Annotated in this window: 13 protein-coding genes and 1 other RNA gene; 5 read left to right on the top strand and 9 right to left on the bottom strand. The window is 61.8% G+C overall.

Annotated features, from left to right (window positions below):
• Positions 1-67: 67 nt before the first annotated feature.
• Entirely contained in the window at positions 68-2,620 is a 2,553-nt protein-coding gene (locus ACP15W_RS00395) for a penicillin-binding protein 1A (protein ID WP_424931582.1), read from the bottom strand.
• 605 nt (positions 2,621-3,225) lie between these two features.
• Between ACP15W_RS00395 and ACP15W_RS00390 the strand changes: the two genes are divergently transcribed.
• Entirely contained in the window at positions 3,226-6,312 is a 3,087-nt protein-coding gene (locus ACP15W_RS00390) for an Rne/Rng family ribonuclease (protein WP_424930846.1), read from the top strand.
• Between the two features lie 174 nt (positions 6,313-6,486).
• Here the strand turns inward: ACP15W_RS00390 and ssrA are convergent.
• The 3 genes from ssrA to ACP15W_RS00375 form a co-directional block, all read right to left on the bottom strand.
• Positions 6,487-6,838, bottom strand: a transfer-messenger RNA (tmRNA) gene (ssrA, locus tag ACP15W_RS00385).
• Positions 6,839-7,174: 336 nt separating this feature from the next.
• Entirely contained in the window at positions 7,175-7,876 is a 702-nt protein-coding gene (locus tag ACP15W_RS00380) for a DUF1194 domain-containing protein (RefSeq protein ID WP_424930845.1), read from the bottom strand.
• Positions 7,873-8,301 carry a VOC family protein gene (locus ACP15W_RS00375; RefSeq protein ID WP_424930844.1) on the bottom strand — a complete coding sequence of 143 codons (429 nt, stop codon included), beginning with the start codon at positions 8,299-8,301 and terminating at the stop codon, positions 7,873-7,875. Before ACP15W_RS00375 ends, ACP15W_RS00380 begins: the two co-directional genes overlap by 4 nt.
• 76 nt (positions 8,302-8,377) lie before the next feature.
• Here ACP15W_RS00375 and thyX point away from each other — a divergent pair, with 76 nt between their 5' ends.
• Both thyX and ACP15W_RS00365 read left to right on the top strand, forming a co-directional pair.
• The gene (gene thyX, locus ACP15W_RS00370) at positions 8,378-9,292 is read left to right on the top strand and encodes an FAD-dependent thymidylate synthase (RefSeq protein WP_424930843.1); all 915 of its coding nucleotides are present in this window, start codon (positions 8,378-8,380) and stop codon (positions 9,290-9,292) included.
• Between the two features lie 381 nt (positions 9,293-9,673).
• Positions 9,674-13,474: a 5'-nucleotidase C-terminal domain-containing protein gene (locus ACP15W_RS00365; RefSeq protein WP_424930842.1), complete on the top strand. Its 3,801-nt coding sequence runs from the start codon at positions 9,674-9,676 to the stop codon at positions 13,472-13,474.
• A gap of 54 nt (positions 13,475-13,528) precedes the next feature.
• Here the strand turns inward: ACP15W_RS00365 and ACP15W_RS00360 are convergent, their stop codons facing one another.
• Entirely contained in the window at positions 13,529-14,410 is an 882-nt protein-coding gene (locus tag ACP15W_RS00360; protein WP_424931581.1) for a LysR substrate-binding domain-containing protein, read from the bottom strand.
• Positions 14,411-14,504: 94 nt separating this feature from the next.
• Here ACP15W_RS00360 and ACP15W_RS00355 point away from each other — a divergent pair, with 94 nt between their 5' ends.
• Positions 14,505-15,683 carry an MFS transporter gene (locus ACP15W_RS00355; RefSeq protein ID WP_424930841.1) on the top strand — a complete coding sequence of 393 codons (1,179 nt, stop codon included), beginning with the start codon at positions 14,505-14,507 and terminating at the stop codon, positions 15,681-15,683.
• A gap of 15 nt (positions 15,684-15,698) precedes the next feature.
• Here ACP15W_RS00355 and ACP15W_RS00350 read toward each other — a convergent pair whose 3' ends face one another.
• Both ACP15W_RS00350 and ACP15W_RS00345 read right to left on the bottom strand, forming a co-directional pair.
• The gene (locus ACP15W_RS00350) at positions 15,699-16,583 is read right to left on the bottom strand and encodes a DMT family transporter (protein WP_424930840.1); all 885 of its coding nucleotides are present in this window, start codon (positions 16,581-16,583) and stop codon (positions 15,699-15,701) included.
• 106 nt (positions 16,584-16,689) lie between these two features.
• Entirely contained in the window at positions 16,690-17,187 is a 498-nt protein-coding gene (locus ACP15W_RS00345; RefSeq protein ID WP_424930839.1) for a lactoylglutathione lyase family protein, read from the bottom strand.
• 108 nt (positions 17,188-17,295) lie between these two features.
• Between ACP15W_RS00345 and ACP15W_RS00340 the strand changes: the two genes are divergently transcribed.
• The gene (locus ACP15W_RS00340) at positions 17,296-18,186 is read left to right on the top strand and encodes a LysR family transcriptional regulator (RefSeq protein WP_424930838.1); all 891 of its coding nucleotides are present in this window, start codon (positions 17,296-17,298) and stop codon (positions 18,184-18,186) included.
• A gap of 11 nt (positions 18,187-18,197) precedes the next feature.
• On the opposite strand, the gene ACP15W_RS00335 is transcribed toward ACP15W_RS00340, so the two are convergent.
• Positions 18,198-18,584 carry a hypothetical protein gene (locus tag ACP15W_RS00335; RefSeq protein WP_424930837.1) on the bottom strand — a complete coding sequence of 129 codons (387 nt, stop codon included), beginning with the start codon at positions 18,582-18,584 and terminating at the stop codon, positions 18,198-18,200.
• Positions 18,585-18,937: 353 nt separating this feature from the next.
• Complete coding sequence (locus tag ACP15W_RS00330; RefSeq protein ID WP_424930836.1) at positions 18,938-19,330, bottom strand: RidA family protein; 393 nt, start codon at positions 19,328-19,330, stop codon at positions 18,938-18,940.
• Between the last annotated feature and the right edge of the window lie 421 nt (positions 19,331-19,751).

Here is a 19,751-nt window from a genome sequence, read left to right as displayed (position 1 = left end):
GTGGCACGGAGCGAAAAAGGCAGGGCAACCCTTGCAGTCGGACGTGCTTCGAGAATTATCGGTTGCTCTAGTAAAGCCCACCACTCGACATGGAGCCAAGGGAGGGATTGCTGGGCAATACCTTCGTTCCGCCGCCCCGCACCTGGACGCGCTCGACCGCAGCCCGGCTTACGCCTTGCTGAAGGGGTACGTCCGCGCCCATGCGCCAACCGCCATCAACAGTCTGACCGTAGCCGCCAACAATCGTCTGCTGACCATCCTTGATGTACTCGGTCTGAACACTCGGCCCGCTTGCATTGTCTGCAAGCCGCTGGCCTGTAGAGCGGTCGATATTGATGAAGTAACCTCCGGGCGGTACCGGCCACTTCACCGGCCCCTGCCCCTCCATCACCACCTTGATGAATTCTGCGAAGACCGGCGCACAGAGGGTTCCCCCAAAGGCCGATCGCCCAAGTGGGGTCGGAGCGTCGTACCCCATGTAGCAACCCGCGGCGATCCGGGGGCTGTAGCCGACATACCAGACATCTTTGGCATCGTTGGTTGTGCCGGTCTTGCCCGCAAGGTTGAGCCCGAGAGACCCAACGGCTGCACGGCTCGTCCCACGACTAACTGCGCCGCGCAGCATGGAGGTGATCTGGTAGGCAGTGATCGCATCCATGATGCGCTCAGCCTCGCTTTCGATTTTTGGAGCGGATGCCAGAGCCAAAACGTCCGCTTCACAATCGATACAGTTGCGCTGATCATGACGGTAGATCGTCTCGCCGTAGCGGTTCTGTACACGATCCACCAGCGTCGGTTCGACACGCATGCCGCCATTCGCAAACATGGCGTAGGCCGCCACCATCTTGTAGAGGGTCGTTTCACCTGCACCCAGCGAATAGGAAATCAGGTTCGGCATGTCGTCATAGACCCCGAACCGTTCGGCGTATTCCGCAACCGTGCTCATACCCACATCCTGCGCGATGCGGATAGTCATGAGGTTCCGCGACTGCTCCAAACCGGTGCGGATCGGAGCCGGACCGTAGTAGCGTTCGGATGCATTCTGTGGACGCCAAACTCCCTGCGCCGTCTCGACCTCTACAGGCGCGTCAACAACGATCGTCGCGGGGCTGTAGCCGTTGTCCAGAGCAGCGGCATAGACAAACGGCTTGAACGATGACCCTGGCTGACGGAGAGCCTGTGTTGCGCGATTGAAAACGCTCGACTGGTAAGAAAAGCCGCCCTGCATGGCGAGCACACGACCTGTTTGGGTATCCATGGCCACGAAACCGCCCTGGATGCCTGGAATCTGACGATAGGACCACTCTGGTTCTTCAGCGCCCTCGTCCGCAATATTCTCCACAAAAACCACATCGCCCACATCCCACATGTCATCGGGACCAGTCGCTGCGCGATAACGGCCAGAGTCAGTCTTCACCCGAGCCCAACTTGCATCCGCAAAAGTCAGGTAGTGGCCGTCTTCATCCTCCGGGATGCCCTCAATTCCGATGCGCACGGAAGTTTCTCCGATACCCAGAACGACTGCAGGATACCACCCATCTATATCGCGCGCCACGCGGGTTGCGGAGATCGCACGGCGCCAGGTCTCTTCGGCGATGGGATCGAATTTCTCCGGGTCTATCGTTGCGGCCGGGCCGCGATAGATTCCCGTTCCCCTGTCGTATTCCTCAAGCCCCTCGCGGAGGGCACGAACAGCAGCTTCCTGATACTCCGGATTGACGCTGGCCCGGATCGTCAGGCCTCCGGTAAAGAGCTCTTCATCTCCCAAACTGGAGGAAAGTTCGCGCCGGATCTCATCCGTAAAATAGTCACGCGGCGGCATCTGACTGCGCGCCGAGGCAATATGGCCACCCTGCACCGTCAGAAGATCTTCGGCCTTCGCTGCCTCGGCAGCTTCGCCCGAGACATAGCCATTCTCGCGCATCTGGTCGAGAACGTAGTTCCGACGCGCGACAGCCCTATCCTTCTGACGCACCGGATGCAGGTTGCTCGGTGCTTGCGGAAGCGCCGCGAGATAAGCGATCTCCGCCAAAGTGAGCTCATCGAGTGGCTTCGCGAAATACGACTGTGCAGCCGCGGTGACACCGTACGAATTCTGCCCGAGAAAAATCTCGTTAAGGTAGAGTTCAAGGATTTCGTCCTTGCTGAGCGTGGCCTCAAGCCGTGTCGCAAGAATGATTTCCTTGACTTTACGCTCCCCGGAGCGATCCCCGGTCAGAAGAAAGTTCTTCATGACCTGCTGAGTGATCGTGGAAGCGCCGCGAAGCCGCTGTCCGCGGGCGGCATCTCTGATGGCCACCGCGATACCGATCGGATCGAACCCGTGATGGTCGTAGAAGTTCTTGTCCTCGGCACTGATGAACGCCTGCTTCAATGTGTCGGGGATCTCGTCGATGGGTGTGAAGATCCGACGCTCGCGCGCAAATTCATCCATCAACAGGCCTTCGCCCGAGTAGATGCGGCTCAGCGTTGCTGGCTCATACTGTGCGAGTTGCGCATGGTCAGGGAGGTCGCGACCATAAATCATGAAAATCGCAACGAGACCGGCGAGCGCCATCACCGCACCGATGACTGCCCAACTGAAAAGAAAACCGAAGAAACTGGTAATGATCCGGAGCACGATTCGCCGCCATCTAAGTGAGTGGAAACCATATCCAAGGCATGTGCCAAGGTCAAAATGCGGCACGATCACACTATCGGCATGCAGTTTGATAGCCTCGGATGATCCCCGCACGAATTCAGGGATCAGGAACGGATTGACTGATGAACCGGGCGCAGCACCTGAACGCGCGAAAGTTAGTTCGCATTTGAAATGAACGTGGACAGCGACACAACAAAAGCGATTGTCATTCTCCGGAACCAATTCTATATCTAGTATCGCAGGAGTGGATGCAAAAATTCCTTCTGCACACGTATTCGCCGCAGACGTTCTGCTCGGCACGCACGGTAAGGCCATGCGGTGCATCTCACGGATCGTTGCGGCTGGCGCTTGCGCCACAAGGTTTCAACGCGGAGTATCCGCAGAAAGAGGCGGCGCCGAGCCTTTGGCAGGCGCCGGATAGTGTAAAGCGGTGGACCGCGCAGAGCACGAACAGAACCCCATAGCGTTCAGGCCGGTATCCGGCCCGCATGGGATTGTCGCTCCGCCCATCGCCAAGCCCCAGTCGACGCGCAGACGGTTCCCCTTAGCGGGGGGCATGCCGCTTGGCGTCCTTGAAAGATACCATGACAAAGAAAATGCTGATCGACGCAACACACGCGGAAGAAACGCGTGTGGTCGTCCTAGACGGAACCAAAGTTGACGAATTTGACTTCGAGTCTCTCAACAAGAAGCAGCTAGCCGGGAACATCTACCTCGCGAAGGTAACCCGTGTCGAACCTTCACTTCAGGCTGCCTTTGTGGACTATGGCGGGAACCGCCACGGCTTCCTTGCCTTCTCTGAGATCCATCCTGATTACTACCAGATTCCCAAGGCCGACCGCGAAGCGCTGCTTGCGGAGGAAGCCGCGCTCGCGCAAGAAGCGGACGAGGAGAGCGAGCGGCCTGCCGCGGAGCAGAAGCCATCGCGCAGTCGCTCGCGTAGTCGCAAGCGGAGCCAGCCCGCCGGCGAAGGCGCTCCTTCGTCGGAAGACGCCATCCTTCAGTCAGAACCAATCGGCCCGCAGCCCGATCAGGAGCCAAATCCCGGAGTGGAAAGCGCCGAAGCCGGACACTCGGTTTCGGAACAGGGCGACCAGTCGACAAACCCATCAATCGAGGCCAGCGGATCTCCGGAAGGCGGTACGGTCGCAACAACCGACGAGATGTCTGCGGTTGAGGCTAATGATGAGCCTCAAGCGGAGCCTACCGAGGCTGCGGCCACTGAAATCGAACAGAATGCGCCAGAAGCAAGCTCAGATCCGGTGCCGGCAAAAGCCGCGGTAGTAGAAGACGTCACTGCTGGAGCCACCGACACAGAAACCGAGGGTGCCGGCGAAGCTGATAGCAATGAGAGCAGCGCCAATTCGGATGACGCCTCGACTGCTCCGCAAGAAGACGGCTCGGAATCCATGCTGGTCGAAACGCCCGAGACAAGGGCAACTCCGACGGATGTCGATTCCGTGGGCGGACAGGAAAACCCGCGCGACGAACAGCCACAACGGCGCGCCCGTCCCCGCCGCTACAAGATCCAGGAAGTCATCAAGGTTCGGCAGATCCTCCTGGTTCAGGTGATAAAGGAAGAGCGGGGCAACAAGGGCGCAGCACTGACGACCTATCTTTCCCTTGCTGGTCGCTACTGCGTCCTTATGCCGAACACGGCACGCGGCGGCGGCATCAGCCGCAAGATCACCAACGCGACCGACCGCAAGAAGCTCAAGGATATCTCGAATTCCATCACGGTTCCGGAAGGTGCCGGGCTCATCATTCGCACTGCCGGCGCCAACCGCACGAAAACCGAGATCAGACGCGACTATGAATACCTTCTGCGGCAGTGGGAGCAAATCCGGGACCTCACGCTGAAATCCGTCGCGCCCTGCCTGATCTATGAGGAAGGCAGCCTTGTGAAGCGGGCGATCCGGGACCTCTACAGCCGCGATATCGACGAAGTGCTTGTCGATGGTGAACGGGGCTATCGCGAAGCAAAAGACTACATGAAAATGCTCATGCCTTCACACGCGAAGAACGTGAAGCATTACGGCGATCCGCTTCCGCTTTTCTCGCGCTTCCAGGTGGAAAGCTACCTGACCGGGATGTTTAACCCGGTCGTTCAGCTCAAGTCGGGCGGCTATATCGTCATCGACGTTACGGAAGCCCTTGTGGCGATCGACGTGAACTCGGGCCGATCAACCCGCGAAGCGTCGATCGAAGACACGGCACTCAGAACCAATCTCGAGGCCGCAGAGGAGGCCGCGCGCCAGATGCGGCTGCGCGATCTGGCCGGCCTGATCGTCATCGACTTCATCGACATGGATGAGCGGAAAAACAACTCTGCCGTCGAGAAGAAGCTGAAAGAGAAGCTCAAGTCTGACCGCGCTAGGATACAGGTCGGCCGGATTTCAAGCTTCGGATTACTTGAAATGAGCCGCCAGCGCCTGCGGCCCGGCATGATCGAGGCGACCACGAAGGGCTGCCCCCACTGCCATGGCACGGGACGTGTACGCTCGGACGATTCTGTCGCTCTCGCTCTCTTGCGTGAGGTCGAGGAGGAAGGCGTTCGTCAGCGCTCGAAGGAAGTTCTGGTCGTGGCTCCGGTCGAGATCGCGAACTATCTGCTCAACCACAAGCGCGAACATGTGGCCCTGATAGAGCGTCGCTTTGGTCTCTCCGTTCGGATCGAGGGGGACGCATTGCTGATCAATCCGGACTACCGTATCGAGCGTTTCAAGACGGCATCGCGCCTGATCGCCGCGCCTGAGGGGCTTGCACCGGTCAAGGTCGAGATCGAGGACATGCCCGAGGTCGAAGAGACCGAGGAGGAAAAACCCGCGGCGTCGCAGGACGAAACCGAGACCAGCGAGGAGAAATCCCCGCCCAAGAAGAAGCGGCGTCGGCGTCGGCGGGGTGGAAAGTCCTCTCGCGAAGGTTCGGAAGATCAACAGGCCGAGTCGGCAGACAACCAGGCCGCCGAAGGCGAGAAACCTGCTGAGGAAGCCGACCAGAAGGATGAACCGAGCCAGACCCCTGAAAATGGGTCAGGTGATGCCGCTCCGGCGAAAGTGGGCCAGAACACCGAGACTACTGAAGGCTCTCAGCCCGCTCCGTCGAAACCGGATGCCTTCGGGGAGGTGATTGATCTCGGCGAAGCCGCACCGGCAGATATTGTCGCGGTACCGGAATCAGAAAGCGTGCAGAGACCTGGTCGTCGGCCGAGGGTCAGCCAGCCAGCTGCCGCTGTGATTGCAGAAGTCGCGATCGCTCCGACAGACGAAGTGGTTTCGGATGTCCAAGGTAGCGAAGCGGATGAACCGGCGACCGCCGATACCCTCCCTGCCGCTGAACCCGAAGCGGAGCCGGACACCCCTCTAGTGGAAAGCGTGGACGACGCGGAACAGGGCCAGCCGGAACCTGAGACCTTGGACGTTTCTCCCACAGGAGATGCAGCGGAAACCGAACCGACGGCCGAAACAGTCGGGGATACGGCATCTGAAGCAGTAGAAACGCAAGCGAGTGTGTCTCAAATCGAAGAAGTCCAGACGGTTGAGTCGGAGCTTCCGATCCAGAGTGTGCTGCAAGCGGAAAGTGGTGAACCTGAAATGGCAACTCCAGAACCACAGCAAGCGCCGGAGCCGAAGCGCCGGGGATGGTGGTCCCGCGCTGGCAGTGCCGGCTGAACGGCTTCCCCCAATCATCTGCAGAAGGCCGCATCTAAGGGTGCGGCCTTTTTCTTGGAATCCGGGGCACCGGCCTTGGCGCGATATGAAGTCAGGCCACAGTTTTTACTTCGAGGAATAGCCACGATTGCAAGGTGATCAGCCCGCGGGGCACAGAACAAACAGGTTTGGGAGAATGCAGGCTTCTGTTGCCAGGTGCCTGCGAACCCCGCCTGACGCTGCAAGGCGCCAGGACTTAATTTTCGGTCTTTGTTACTGCTTACGCAGCAACGCGAACCGGAGCATAGTTGTCGTTTGCAACTGTACTGTTTGAACCGATAACGGTGGTATCTCACCGGGTGAAAGCTAACCCCTTTAGACGTCCGTCGATCCTGTTTCGGCCCCATGATCCCCAAACGAGGGATAATGGTGGAGCCGCCGGGTACCGCCCCCGGGTCCGATCCGTTTATTACGGGCGCGTTTATCACCATAGTCCCGTTTCCGAGACAGAACAGATATAGGGCAACCGGGATCGGATTTGAACCCCCCGCGAAGTCTGGAATGCCCACGGACCTGAAATATGCGCCCCGCAGCAAACCCAAAGTAGGTGAGGATCCGCCCTTCTCAAACTTCACATCAGATTTCCAGTTCTCCGGGTGTGCATTGTTCAAACGGCCTGCAACCAGACCAAACCAGCAGGGTCTGAAATTCCGTATTGGCAAGGAGGGTCCATTGGCGGCGCACGGAGCCGCAATGGAAAAAGGGGCAATCAGCTCCCGCCAAAAACGCCGGACGTTGCAGCGCCGTCGCATGATATTCTGCGGGTAGACGCAAGCCGATCTCCTGAAATCATTGGTATTCCAACGGCAACCCGTGCCGGTAATTATCGCTTGGGCGCAAGTAAACTCAGTGCACTGACGCCGACTTCGCGCACAAGCTTTCGACGCATGGCGCGCTCAAAATCTTCATGATTCTCCGCCATTTCGACGAAAGACCCAGGCCCCTGAATGACGAACTGTTCGTAGTAAACCTGCAGCACGTCGCGGTTGTGGCCGATCACGAGACCATTCACGATCACGTCTTGCAGTATCGCGCTGTTGCGAAGATCGCCGGGCCATAGTCCGTCATTATTGGTGCCATCCCCGGAGACATCGAGCTTCTTCTCGAGACAGTCAGGGGACGACTGGAGAACCTGGCCGCCAAAAGCCATGGCAGCCCCTATTGCGGTTGGGAGGTTCGCATGCGTTCGAGGCATCTGGAGGACCCCGGCCGCGATCTCGTCAAGATCCTGTTGTTCTGCAACCAGAACCCAGTTCTGCCGCACAAGTTGCTGATGGCGGCCACTCCACTCATAGATCAAGAGTGCAACCGTCTGTCCGGGCGCTGAAAAGAAGGCCTGCCGCACTTCGGGCGCCGTCAGCGCCGATGCCAGACCTTCTTTCTGCAACTCGTATTCGAACGTATCAACGGATGAGGAAACGTCCAGCGCGAGGGCAAGCGCCAGTCTGCATGTTGCACTCTCGGCCGAAACCGGCAGTGAAATCATCAGCAGGAAGGCCGACAGTCCTCGCGCAAATTTCTTCACCAGCTTCCCGTGTTCTCCATGCTTGCCCAAGGTTCCGCGGGTTCAAGAGCGTCGCCCATCTGGAGCAACTCGATGGAGATGCCATCGGGCGAGCGCACGAAGGCCATATGTCCATCCCGCGGCGGGCGATTGATCGTTACGCCTGCATTCTGCATCTTCTCACACATCTCGTAGATGTTCTCTACAGAATACGCGAGATGGCCGAAATTCCTACCCCCGGTGTAGTTTTCGTCACCATCCCAGTTGTAGGTGAGTTCTATAGCGGCACTTTCCTGACCCGGTGGCGCGAGAAACACCAAAGTGAATTTCCCCTTATCGTTGTCGATCCGGCGAACTTCGCTTAGGCCGAGAAGATCGCAATAGAACTTCTTCGATTCCTCGATATCGGTGACGCGCACCATTGTGTGGAGATATTTGATCTTCATATTGCGTATCCCTCGCTGTAGAAGTCTACATCTAGTTGAGCCGAATCTAAGTGAATCGCCGCCCGAGAGGTTACATATGTCGCTGAGTGCAGAACAGAAGGCCGAAATCGCGGCCCAGCGCGAAACGGTCAGTGAAACCCTTCGCGCCACGGCGCCCGGCATGGAACCCCATCTCTACAAGGCGATCCCGGTGCTTGATCATGGGTTTGTCCGGGTCATCGACTACATGGGGGACGATGCCGCGATTGTTCAGGCGGCTCGGGTTTCCTATGGCGCCGGCACGAAAAAGGCGCGCGACGATGCGGGCTTGATCCGCTATCTCATGCGGCACTGGCATTCGACACCCTTCGAGATGTGCGAAATCAAGCTGCACGTGAAGCTGCCGGTGTTCGTGGCGCGGCAATGGATCAGACATCGGACGGCGAATGTAAACGAATATTCCGCGCGGTACTCGATCCTGGACCGGGAATTCTACATCCCCCAGCCCGAGCAGCTGGCGGCACAATCAGCATCGAACAACCAGGGCCGCGGGAGTGTTCTGGAGGATGCTGAAGCGGCAAAGGTGCTCGACATCCTGCGGAGCGACGCGGGCCGGGCCTATGACCATTACGAGGACATGCTCTCGACCGAGGGCCAGCAGGGGCTGGCGCGGGAGCTTGCCCGGATGAACCTCCCGGCCAATATCTACACGCAATGGTACTGGAAAGTAGATCTACATAACTTGTTTCATTTCCTGCGCTTGCGGGCCGATCCTCATGCACAGTACGAGATCCGGGTCTATGCCGAAGCGATCTGCGAGGTGGTGAAGGACTGGGTTCCGCACGCCTGGAACGCGTTCGAGGACTACCGGCTGAACGCCGTTTCCTTCTCCGGAAAGGGCATGGAAACACTGCGCCGGATGATCGCGGGCGAGACCGTGACGCAGGAAGACAGCGGCATGAGCAAGGGCGAATGGCGGGAGTTCGAGGCCGCGCTCGCGCGCTCCGACTGACCCCCTTCGGGCCCCATTTCAGGCCCGAAATCCGTATGCATATTTCATGCATATTCCATATGCATTTCATGCAGCAAATTTCGCACGGGCCTGCACCCTACAGGCCCCGTGCACTCGCGTGAATCGCGCCGGTGCGACCAATGGTTGAGCGGCACAAAACCCGTAGCTATGGTTAATAAACCGTCGCAGACCCGTCACGTTTCTGTCGTCTCTGCGCGGTTGGATGCGCTCCGCCGGGGAGATGGGATGCGAGGCGCGCGGTGCAAACAGGAATTGACCTGCACCGCTGTTGCCGTGTCCGCGCTTCATTCCCCTCCAGCACATTCCTGAACGCGGGCCGCCCTGCCGGCGCGCGGTGTACCGAAGCGAAGCGAGGCACAGATGCCCTATACTCTCGAACTTCTCCACTTCTCCGACCAGGAAGGCGCCGCGGCCGCGCTCGATGATGCACCGGCCCTCTCGGCCGTGCTCAACGCGCTGCGCGACGAGGATCTGGGCGAGGACGGCCTTGCCGACAACACGCTGACGCTCTCCTCGGGCGATGCCTATATTCCGGGCGTGTTCTTCGACGCCTCCGAGGCCATCTGGGGCGAAGGCGCCGGCGGTGTCGGTGACATCTTCATCCAGAACGCACTGGGCCTCGAGGTGATCTCCTTCGGCAACCACGAGTTCGATTTCGGCACCGAGGTCGTGGCCGGGCTGATCTCGGGCAGCGTGACGGATGTGGAGATCGACGGTCTCGGCGCGTTCGAAGGCACCGAGATGCCCTATATCTCAGGCAACCTCGATTTCCTCACGGACGGTTTTCTTTCCGGTCTCGTGGTCGCGGATGGCGGCGCGGGCGAAGGCGGCACGATCTCCGGCTCGGTCGTCAAGGAAGTGGGCGGTGAACTGATCGGCATCGTGAGCGCCACGACACCCGCGCTCGGCACGATCTCCAGCCCCGGCGACGTGACGATCGCCCCGGAAGAGTTCGACACCCCGCCGACCGATGCGCAGCTCGAAGCACTTGCCGCGGTGATCCAGGCAGACGTGGATGCGCTTCTGGCCGCCAATCCGGGCATGAACAAGGTGATCCTGCTGAGCCACATGCAGCAGATCTCCATCGAACAGGCCCTCGCCCCGCTTTTGAGCGGTGTGGACATCATCGTGGCGGGCGGTTCGGACACCATCCTGGCCGATGACACCGATCGCCTGCGCGATGGCCAGTCGGCTGGCGGCGACTATCCGATCGAGCTGACGGATGCGGATGGCAACCCCGTGGTCGTGGTCAACACCGATGGGCAGTATCTCTATGTCGGCCGTCTTGTCATCGAATTCGACGACGCGGGCAACCTGATCCTCGACAGCTACGACGCGGATGTGAGCGGCGCCTATGCCACCGATGAACAGGGCGTGGCCGATCTGGGCGCGGAAGACCTCGTGGACGAGGAGGTCCAGCTTGTCGTGGACCTGCTGCGCGGTGCCATCGAGGAAAGCGAAGGCAATGTCTTCGGCATTTCAGAGGTGTTCCTCAACGGCGAGCGCTCGGGCGACGAGCTCGACCCGTCCGATCCCGACGGTGTGCGCACCCAGGAAACCAACCTCGGCAACCTGACGGCGGATGCGAACCTCGCCATCGCCAAGGACTACGACGACACGGTGATGGTCTCGATCAAGAATGGCGGCGGCATCCGTGCCTCCGTTGGTCAGCTCGTGGTTCCGGCCGGTGCCACCGAGGCCGAGCGTCTGCCGAACGAAGAGATCGAGGGCGTGAAGCCCGAGGGCGGGATCAGCCAGACCGATATCCAGAGCACGCTCGCCTTCAACAATGGCCTGACCCTGCTCACGCTTACCCGCGCCGAGATCGTGGCGGTGCTCGAACATGGTGTGAGCGCCCTGCCCGACGTGGCCGGCCAGTTCCCGCAGGTTTCGGGCGTCGAGTTCGCCTATGATCCCGATCTCGAGGCCGGCAGCCGCATCCTTTCAGCGGCGATCGTGGATGAGGACGGCGAGATCGTCGACGTGCTGGTCGAGGATGGCGAGATCGTTGGTGACGCGAGCGCGGACGTGCGCATCGTGACGCTCAACTTCATGGCCGATGGCGGCGATGGCTATCCCTTCCCTGCCGGCGACGGGGTGAACCGTGTTGATCTCTACGATCTCGATGGGGATGGCGAGGATGACGGCGGCCAGAGCGGCGATGCCGATTTCGCCTCCGACGGCACCGAGCAGGACGCGCTCGCCGAATACCTCCTCGACAATTACGGCGAGGAGACGCCCTTCGCCATCGAGGACACCGGCCGTGCGGACGACGAGCGCATCCAGAACGTCAATTTCCGCGACGACACGGTTCTGGGTGACGGCGGCGATGGTGGCAGCGGTGATCTGACCGCGATCTACGACATTCAGGGGGCTGCCCAGGTTTCGCCCTACGTGCTGTCGGCCGCGGGCTATGCGACGGTCATCCAGTTCTTCGCGAGCCTCGAGGACGAATTCAACGTCACCGGCGAAGCTATCCGCACCAAGGGCATCGTCACGGCACTGGACTCGAACGGTTTCTACCTCCAGGACGCCGAGGGCGACGGCAACATCGCTACCTCCGACGCGATCTTCGTCTACACCGGCGGCACGCCCACCGTGGCCATTGGCGACGAGGCGGAAGTGGCGGGCGACGTTGCGGAATACTTCCCCGGCGGTGCGGGCACCGGCAACCTGCCGACCACGGAGCTGGTCAATGTCACCGAGGTGAGCGTTCTGTCGTCGGGCAACGCGCTGCCCGAGGCCACGATCATCGGCGAGAGCGGCCGGGTGCTGCCGACCGAGAACATGGAGGATGACGGTTTCATCGCCTTCAACCCGACCACCAGCGGCATCGACTTCATGGAGAGCGTCGAGGGAATGCTGGTGACGGTGGAAGATGCAGGTGTCATCGCCGGCACCAACGGCTTCGGCGAGATCTACGTCGCGGCGAACCAGGGCGACGGTGCGACCGGGCTTTCCGAGCGCGGCACGCTCAATCTCTCGGAGGACGACTTCAACCCCGAGCGCATCCAGATCGACCCGGATTACGACGTGTCGGGCTTCGATGCGCCGGAGGTGAATGTGGGCGACGCGCTTGGCGATGTCACCGGCGTCATGAGCTACAATTTCGGCGACTACGAGCTGATTCCGACCGTGGATTTCTCGGACCAGATCGTCGATGGCGGGCTCGAGGCGGAAGTGACCGAGCTGGGCCATTGCCCCAAGGCGCTGACGGTTGCGAGCTACAACGTGCTCAACCTCGACCCGAACGACAGCGATGGCGATACGGATGTGACCGACTTCCGGTTCCTCAGCATCGCGTCGCAGATCGTGAACAACATGGGCACGCCGGATGTGATCGCGCTCCAGGAGGTTCAGGACAACTCGGGCTCCGAGGATGACGGCACCACGTCGGCTTCCGAGACGCTCGAGTTGCTCGCGCGCTCCATCGACTTCATCGACAATTTCGCGCTCGACGGATCGCTCGACTACGACTGGATCGACAACACCTTCATCACCGACAATGCGAGCGGCGGTCAGCCGGGTGGCAACATCCGCACGGCCTATCTCTACAACAGTGATCGCGTGTCGCTGGTGGACGGCTCGGTGGAGACGATTTCCGGCCAGGGTGAAGGCGAGGCATTCGAGGGTGGTCGTCTGCCGCTTGTTGCGACCTTCGCCTTCGGCGGCGTCGAGGTGACGATGGTCAACAACCACTTCTCCTCCAAGGGCGGGTCGGCTCCGATCATGGGCACCAGCCAGCCCTTCGACAAGAACCAGGAGAACGTGGCGGTCAACGGCAGCCTCGACGAGCGCCAGGCGCAGGCCTCCGCCGTGGCGGGCTTCGTGGCCGGCGAACTGGCCGAGGATGCGGATGCGAACCTGGTGGTTCTGGGCGATCTCAACGAGTTCGAGTTCGTCTCGCCGGTTTCGGGTCTGGAGGCGGTCGGGCTGACCAACCTCACCAATACGCTGCCCGAGGACGAGCGCTACAGCTTCATCTACCAGGGCAATTCGGAATCGCTCGACCATATCCTGGCGAGCGGCAATCTGGCCGAGGGGGCGAGGTTCGACGCGGTGCATGTGAACACGGAGTTCGCCGCGACCGATTACCGCGCCTCCGACCACGATCCGCTGGTGGCGCAGTTCACCATCGCGGACGATCTGGTTCTCGCCTGATCGGCGTAAGCGCGACGTGGTGTCCGGGTGGCGGGGTATCTCGCCGCCCGGGCGTCAGAAGATGGTTTCGAGCCAGTCTAGGAAGACCGAGAGCCGGCGCAGGCCGGACGCACGGGTGAGGTAGAGCGCCGTGACGTCCTGCGGCGGGATGTCGAGCGCACCGGGCAGAAGCTCGATGACACGACCGGCGGCGATGTCGCGGTCGATCATGAAATCCGAGAACCGCGCGATCCCCATGCCGCCCAGGACGAGATGGCGAACGGCCTCGCCATTCGTGGCCCAGGCGGCAATGCGCGGCTCGATATCGGCGTTTTGGCCGTGGAACCGCAGCCGGTTGATATGGGTGGGCGTCGTGAAGCGCACCTGTTCGAGATTGCGAAAATCCTCCGGCGCCGCGGGCTGGCCCGCGCGCGCGAGATACGCGGGTGAGGCGACGAGACGCCACTCCGCGCACCCGAGCCTGCGATGGAGCAGGTCACTGCTGGGCAGGGTGCCGAAGCGGATCGCCACATCGGCATGGGCGTCGATCAGGTCGACCACACGGTCGGTCATGTCGAGGGTGATCTCGATCTCGGGATAGGCCTGGCGGAACTCCGAAAGTCTTGGCGCGAGAGCATGAAGCACGAAGGGCACCGGTGCATTCACCCGGAGCGGCCCACGGGGTGCGCGGCCTCGGGATGCCAAGTCGCGCAGGGCCTCTGTCCGCTCGAGGATCTCGCGCGCGGACCTCAAAAGCTCCCGCCCCTCGGGTGTGAGCTCAATGGCCCGCGTGGTGCGGCGCAGGAGCGTGACGCCAAGCTGCCCCTCGAGCCGCGTGACGGTCCGGCTCAGGGTTGAGGGCGCAGCCCCCAGCCGGCGGGCGGCTTCGGCAAATCCGCCATCCTCGACCACGGCGACGAAGACGGCGAGATCCGCCGCTTGCGGCAATTCATGCACCAAACGCAAAGACCCTTTCCATTCATGATCATTCACGCAAGGGCTAATCCCTGCCACATCCGCGGTCGAGACCTTTCGTCAACGGAGTTACCTCATGCCACTCGCTCTCTGGGCGCTGACCATCAGCGCCTTTGCCGTCGGAACGACCGAGTTCGTCATCGTCGGCCTCATACCGACCATTGCCGCCGACCTCGGCGTTTCGCTGCCATCCGCCGGGCTGCTGGTCAGCCTCTATGCGCTCGGTGTCACGATCGGCGCACCGGTCCTGACCGCACTGACCGGCAGAATGCCGCGCAAGGCGCTGCTTCTCTCGCTGCTCACCCTCTTCACCATCGGCAACGCGTTTGCCGCCGTTGCGCCGGGCTACGGAAGCTTGATCGCGGCGCGGTTCATCACCGGTCTTGCCCATGGTGTCTTCTTCGCCATTGCCTCGACCATCGCCACCAACCTGGTCTCGCGCGAGAAGGAAAGCTCGGCCATCGCCATGGTCTTCATGGGTCTGACGGTCGCGCTCGTGACCGGCGTGCCGCTCGGAACCTGGGTCGGTCAGACCTTCGGCTGGCAATCGACATTTCTCGGCGTCGTGGGTCTCGGCCTGATCGGCCTTGTCGCGAGCGCGGTTCTGGTGCCCGCCTCCATCCCGCACAGCGCGCCGAGCGGGCTGCGTGCCCAGGCGCGGGTTCTGACCTCGCCGCGGCTCCTGCTGATCTACCTGATCACGGCCGTGGGTTATGGCGGGAACTTCGTGGCCTTCACGTTTCTCGCGCCGATGCTCACCGATGTGACCGGCCTTTCGACCGGCAGCGTCAGCCTGGTGATCCTGCTCTACGGGGCCTCCGTGGCGGTTGGAAACATCCTTGGCGGCAAGCTCTCCGACAGCATTGGCCCGGTGCCGGCGTTGACGCTGATCTTCGGCGGCCTGGCGCTTCTCCTCGCAGCACTCGGTCTCGCCCTCGCCAACCCGATCGCGGCCATTGCGGTCATCGCGCTCTGGGGCGGGTTTGCCTTCGCGAACGTGCCGCCCCTGCAATCCTACGTGGTGCAGGTCGCGCGTGACGTCAGCCCCGGCGCAGAGGACGTGGCCTCCGGGCTCAACATCGGCGCCTTCAACCTCGGCATCGCGTTCGGCGCCTGGTTCGGCGGCATGGTGGTCGAAAGCATCGGGCTTGCAGCCGCACCCTATGTCGGGGCCGTCATCGTCGTGATCGGGCTTGGTCTGACCTGGGCCTCGGGTCAGCTCGATGCCCAGAGCCGGACAGTGCCCGCGGAGTGATTGCAGGCACCGGGGTCAGTGTGCGGGAACGCGCTGCACGCTGGCCCTGTGTTCCCGGACGAATGTGTAGATGCCGGTCGAGACGATGATCAGCGCACCTGCGAGCATCAGGACATCCGGCACTTCGCCGAAGATCACGAAGCCATAGATGAGCCCCACGACCAGCGACACGTAGCGGAACGGCGAGATCGCCGCGATGTCTCCGAAGCGCATGGCGAGCGCAATCGCCGTGTAGCCGACCAGAAGGAAACAGGCGCCGCAGAAGATCAACCCGAGCTGGGACGCCGAGACCGGGGCCCATCCGCCGCGCACCAGCATGACCGCAAGGCTCAGCACCAGGAGCGCGGCAGAGGCGATGGCCGCCATCATCGTGGCGGGAAGGCTGGGTCCGAGAATGCGGGTCGAGATGTCGCGGAGGCACACGCCGCCCACGGCCAGCAGCACGAGGATCGCGCCGGGGCCGAAGGCTTCCGTGCCGGGCCTCACGATCAGGAGCACGCCGGAAAACCCGATGATGATCGCGATCAGGCGCCGGGGGCCGATGGGTTGCGAGAGAAAGACCACCGCGGCCAGGGTCACGGCGAGGGGCTGGAGCTGGAAGATCGCCGTGGCGGTGCCGAGCGGCATCATGGCCAGGGCATACATGTAGAAGCAGATCACGCTGCATTCGCCCAGGGTGCGCAGGGTCAGGAGCCGGGTCTGACGCCTCGAGGGGCGGACCTTGTGCGCCCCGTCCCGCATTGCCAGCGCGACGAGCCCCGCGGTCATGAAGAGGTGGCGGATGAAGATGATCTGGAACAGCGGCAGGTCCTGAGCGACGAACTTCAGGACCGTGTCGGAGGTGAGCATCATGGTGACAGCCAGCACCATGAACATGATGCCGCGCGTATTGTCATTCATCCGAAACCACCTCTCTGAAATCTTCCGCCTGCACCGGCATCCCGCAACTGGGATACAAGTATGGTGTCTCGCACCGGCGGGCCGCCAGTGCAAGCGGAGAGCGGCTTCAGGAGTAGGCGCCGGCCGAGTAGGTCAGTTCGTAGCTGTGGCTGTAGAGCTCGAAGATGATGCCGAACGGATCCTCGACATAGACCATGCGGTAGGGTTTCTCTCCGGGGAAATACTCCCGCACGGGCATCCGCTGCTTGCCGCCGGCCTCGACGATGCGGGCGAGCAGCCCTTCGAGATCGGGGTCCTGCACCGCGAAATGGAAGGTCCCGTGGCGGCGGAAGTCGAAGTTCTCCTCCGGGGCGCGGTTGCCGTCGAATTCGAAGAGCTCGATGCCGATGCCGTCGCCGGTGGACAGATGGGCGATGCGGAGCTTGTTCCAGCCCGGACCGAACACGTCGGTGCACATCTGGCCGATGGCGCTGTCATCCTCGGTGACATCGCTCGGCTGCATGATGGTGTAGAAGCCCATCACTTCCGAATAGAACTTCACGGCGGCGTCCACGTCCGGGACGGAGAGGCCGATGTGGGAGAAGGTGCGCGGTGTCTGCGACATGGGATGCCCCTTTTTCATTGCGTTGCTGTCTGACAGGAAATTGGGGGCAAACGGGGCAATAGTGAAATTATCGTTGTGAATATTTTTGATAATGCCATGTTATGATCCATGATCAACGCGGCCTGGCTCGAGACCTTCACCACGCTTTGCGAGACCGGGCATTTCACCCGGACCGCGGAGCGGCTCAACATGACGCAACCGGGCGTTTCGCAGCATTTGCGCAAGCTCGAGGCGCAACTCGCACAGCCCCTGATCGCGCAGGACGGCAAGAGTTTTGCCCTCACGACCGCCGGGGAGGCGGTTTTCGCGCTTGGCCTCTCCCGGCGCGAGGAGGAGCGGCGGTTGCGCGAGCGGATCGAGGTGGATGATCCGGACGTGGGCGAGGTGCGCTTTGCCTGTTCGGGCAGCTTCGCGATGCTTTTCTATCCCCGCGTGCTCGAGGTGATGCGTGGGGCCCCGCGGCTGAAGGTTCATCTCGAAGCGGCTCCGCAGGCGACTGTGCTTTCCGGGGTGCTTGGCGGTCGCTTCGATCTCGGCGTTCTTGGGCAGGATCCGGTGCATGCGCGGCTGGAGGCCCGGCAGCTAGGCCGGGAGGAGCTTTGTCTCGTGCTGCCCGCCGATGCGTCGCCCGAGGAGGCGACATTCGCGGCGCTCGAGCGGCGCGGCTTCGTGGCTCATCCCGACGGATTTTCCCATGCGGATGATCTGCTGGGGCTGAATTTCCCGGATGAGTATCCCGGCGCGGACCGGCTGCGTCTGCGCAGTTTCATCAACCAGATCGGGCAGATCCCCGAGCCTGTCGCCCGGGGCATCGGCTACACGCTTTTGCCCCGGAGCGGGGTGGAGGCCTATCCGCACAAGGACAGGCTGACGATCCTGCCGCTGCCGAAACGGCGCTATCACGAATTGTGGCTCGTGTCCCGGCGCGGGCGCCCCGAAAGCGCGCGGATGCAGCGGATTGCCGGGCTGGCTCGGGCCGTGGCCGCCCGGCTTTCCTGAGAGAGTGGCGGTTACTGGTCGCCCTTGGGCCGCAGATTGAGTGGCAGGATGGCGATCTCGCCCAGGAGGTGCGGCGGGAAATGGGTCACGCCCGGCCGGCCCGAGGCGTCGGTGATGAGCAGCCCGGACGAGCGCATCGCCGCCACCGCGCGCACGGCCTCGGCGAGCGTCATGGAAATGCGCCCGCCATAGGGAAGCCTGCGGATACAGACACCGCGCAGATTGCTGACTTCGAGGAAGACCTGCCCCGCGCCGAAATCGGTCCCCGGATCGACGAATGCACCTTCGATGGTGGCGAGCTGTTTCGAGCCTGTTGTGTCGAGCTGGTTGTCGAGATCCGTGATGCCGAGGAGGCAGTGCTGATCGGCCAGGTAGCCGAGTATCGTCTTGTCGAACATGCTGACGCCTCCTTCACGCGCGCCGGGCGTGCCCACCGGGGGACGCCTGTCTGATCTGCGGTTGAGGAGAGTGGCAGCGAAACCTTTCCGGAGTATTGCCAAGAGGGGGCGGCGAGCTTTGAGGCACTGGCACGGGACAAGCCGAAGGCGCCGTGCCTGCGGCGGCCCGGTATTGAAATTGGCAGCAATCTGAACACCGCGGTCGTTTGAGTGTCGCGCAGCTTTCGAGTTCTTGTGCGCACTTGAAGCCTGCGCGGTGCACGAGCCGCATCCGTCTGACATTCGACACGTCACAGGAACCTACCGGTTAAAACGATCGTTCGCGCCCGTGCCTGAATGGATGGGTTTGGGCGCTATGCGTCGTGGGGAACGACTGCGTCGACTTCAATCTCGACAAGCCATTCAGGATTCACGAACCGTGTGACCGCCATGATCGTATCGACGGGTCGGGCATCGATGCAGTATTTCTTCCTCGCCTCGATGGCCTCTTTCCAGTGGTCGATATCCGTCAGGATGACCCGAGTTCGAACGATATCCTGCAGACCGGAGCCTGCCTGTTCGAGAGCGGCCTTGATGATCTCGAAGCACTGGGTTGTCTGGGCATGAACATCCCCGACGCCGACCGTCCTGCCAGACGCATCGACCGGTGCGGTTCCCCCGACCGAAATATAGGGCCCTACCCGAACAGCACGACTGAAGCCCACGATCTCTTCCATCGGGTTTCCATTGGAAATCAGGTGTCGCATGGATGAGGCCTCCCACCTGACAGCCGTTTTACTCCCAAGGAGGCGATGGGAACAGCACAAGTTGGATCGGATGGGATCCCGTCGCCGGCGCACCGGTGACAGTTTGCACTGGCGGCATCATTGCGGTTTTTGGGACCGACCCGGTGGCGGTCCGGGGGGTGGCGCACCATCGCTTGTTCGACGCAGTTTATGGTGACGACACTGCCTGGATCAGCTCGTTGCCCCGTCATCAACGATGCGCCAGCCCGTCCGGACGGGCCGCCGCAGGCACGGCGCCTTCGGCTTGTCCCGTGCCATTGCTTCCCAGCACCGAGGGTCTGATCGGCTCAAAGCGGGCCACTGCTTGGTGAGGATCGCGATTTCATCCTTGCCGCGACCCTGCACACATCCGGCAGGAGGCTTGGCCTTGAGAGCGGCCCCG

The organism is Amaricoccus macauensis (genome assembly GCF_049800915.1).
Classification (GTDB): domain Bacteria; phylum Pseudomonadota; class Alphaproteobacteria; order Rhodobacterales; family Rhodobacteraceae; genus Amaricoccus; species Amaricoccus macauensis_A.
Note: the sequence above shows the minus strand (reverse complement) of the source record. Positions and strands in the feature narration are given on the sequence as shown.

Coding starts and splice junctions, on each gene's coding strand:
- ACP15W_RS00390 (WP_424930846.1), top strand. CDS start 3,226: ATGACAAAGAAAATGCTGATCGACGCAACACACGCGGAAGAAACGCGT.
- ACP15W_RS00375 (WP_424930844.1), bottom strand. CDS start 8,301: ATGAAGATCAAATATCTCCACACAATGGTGCGCGTCACCGATATCGAG.
- thyX (WP_424930843.1), top strand. CDS start 8,378: ATGTCGCTGAGTGCAGAACAGAAGGCCGAAATCGCGGCCCAGCGCGAA.
- ACP15W_RS00365 (WP_424930842.1), top strand. CDS start 9,674: ATGCCCTATACTCTCGAACTTCTCCACTTCTCCGACCAGGAAGGCGCC.
- ACP15W_RS00355 (WP_424930841.1), top strand. CDS start 14,505: ATGCCACTCGCTCTCTGGGCGCTGACCATCAGCGCCTTTGCCGTCGGA.
- ACP15W_RS00350 (WP_424930840.1), bottom strand. CDS start 16,583: ATGAATGACAATACGCGCGGCATCATGTTCATGGTGCTGGCTGTCACC.
- ACP15W_RS00345 (WP_424930839.1), bottom strand. CDS start 17,187: ATGTCGCAGACACCGCGCACCTTCTCCCACATCGGCCTCTCCGTCCCG.
- ACP15W_RS00340 (WP_424930838.1), top strand. CDS start 17,296: ATGATCAACGCGGCCTGGCTCGAGACCTTCACCACGCTTTGCGAGACC.
- ACP15W_RS00335 (WP_424930837.1), bottom strand. CDS start 18,584: ATGTTCGACAAGACGATACTCGGCTACCTGGCCGATCAGCACTGCCTC.
- ACP15W_RS00330 (WP_424930836.1), bottom strand. CDS start 19,330: ATGCGACACCTGATTTCCAATGGAAACCCGATGGAAGAGATCGTGGGC.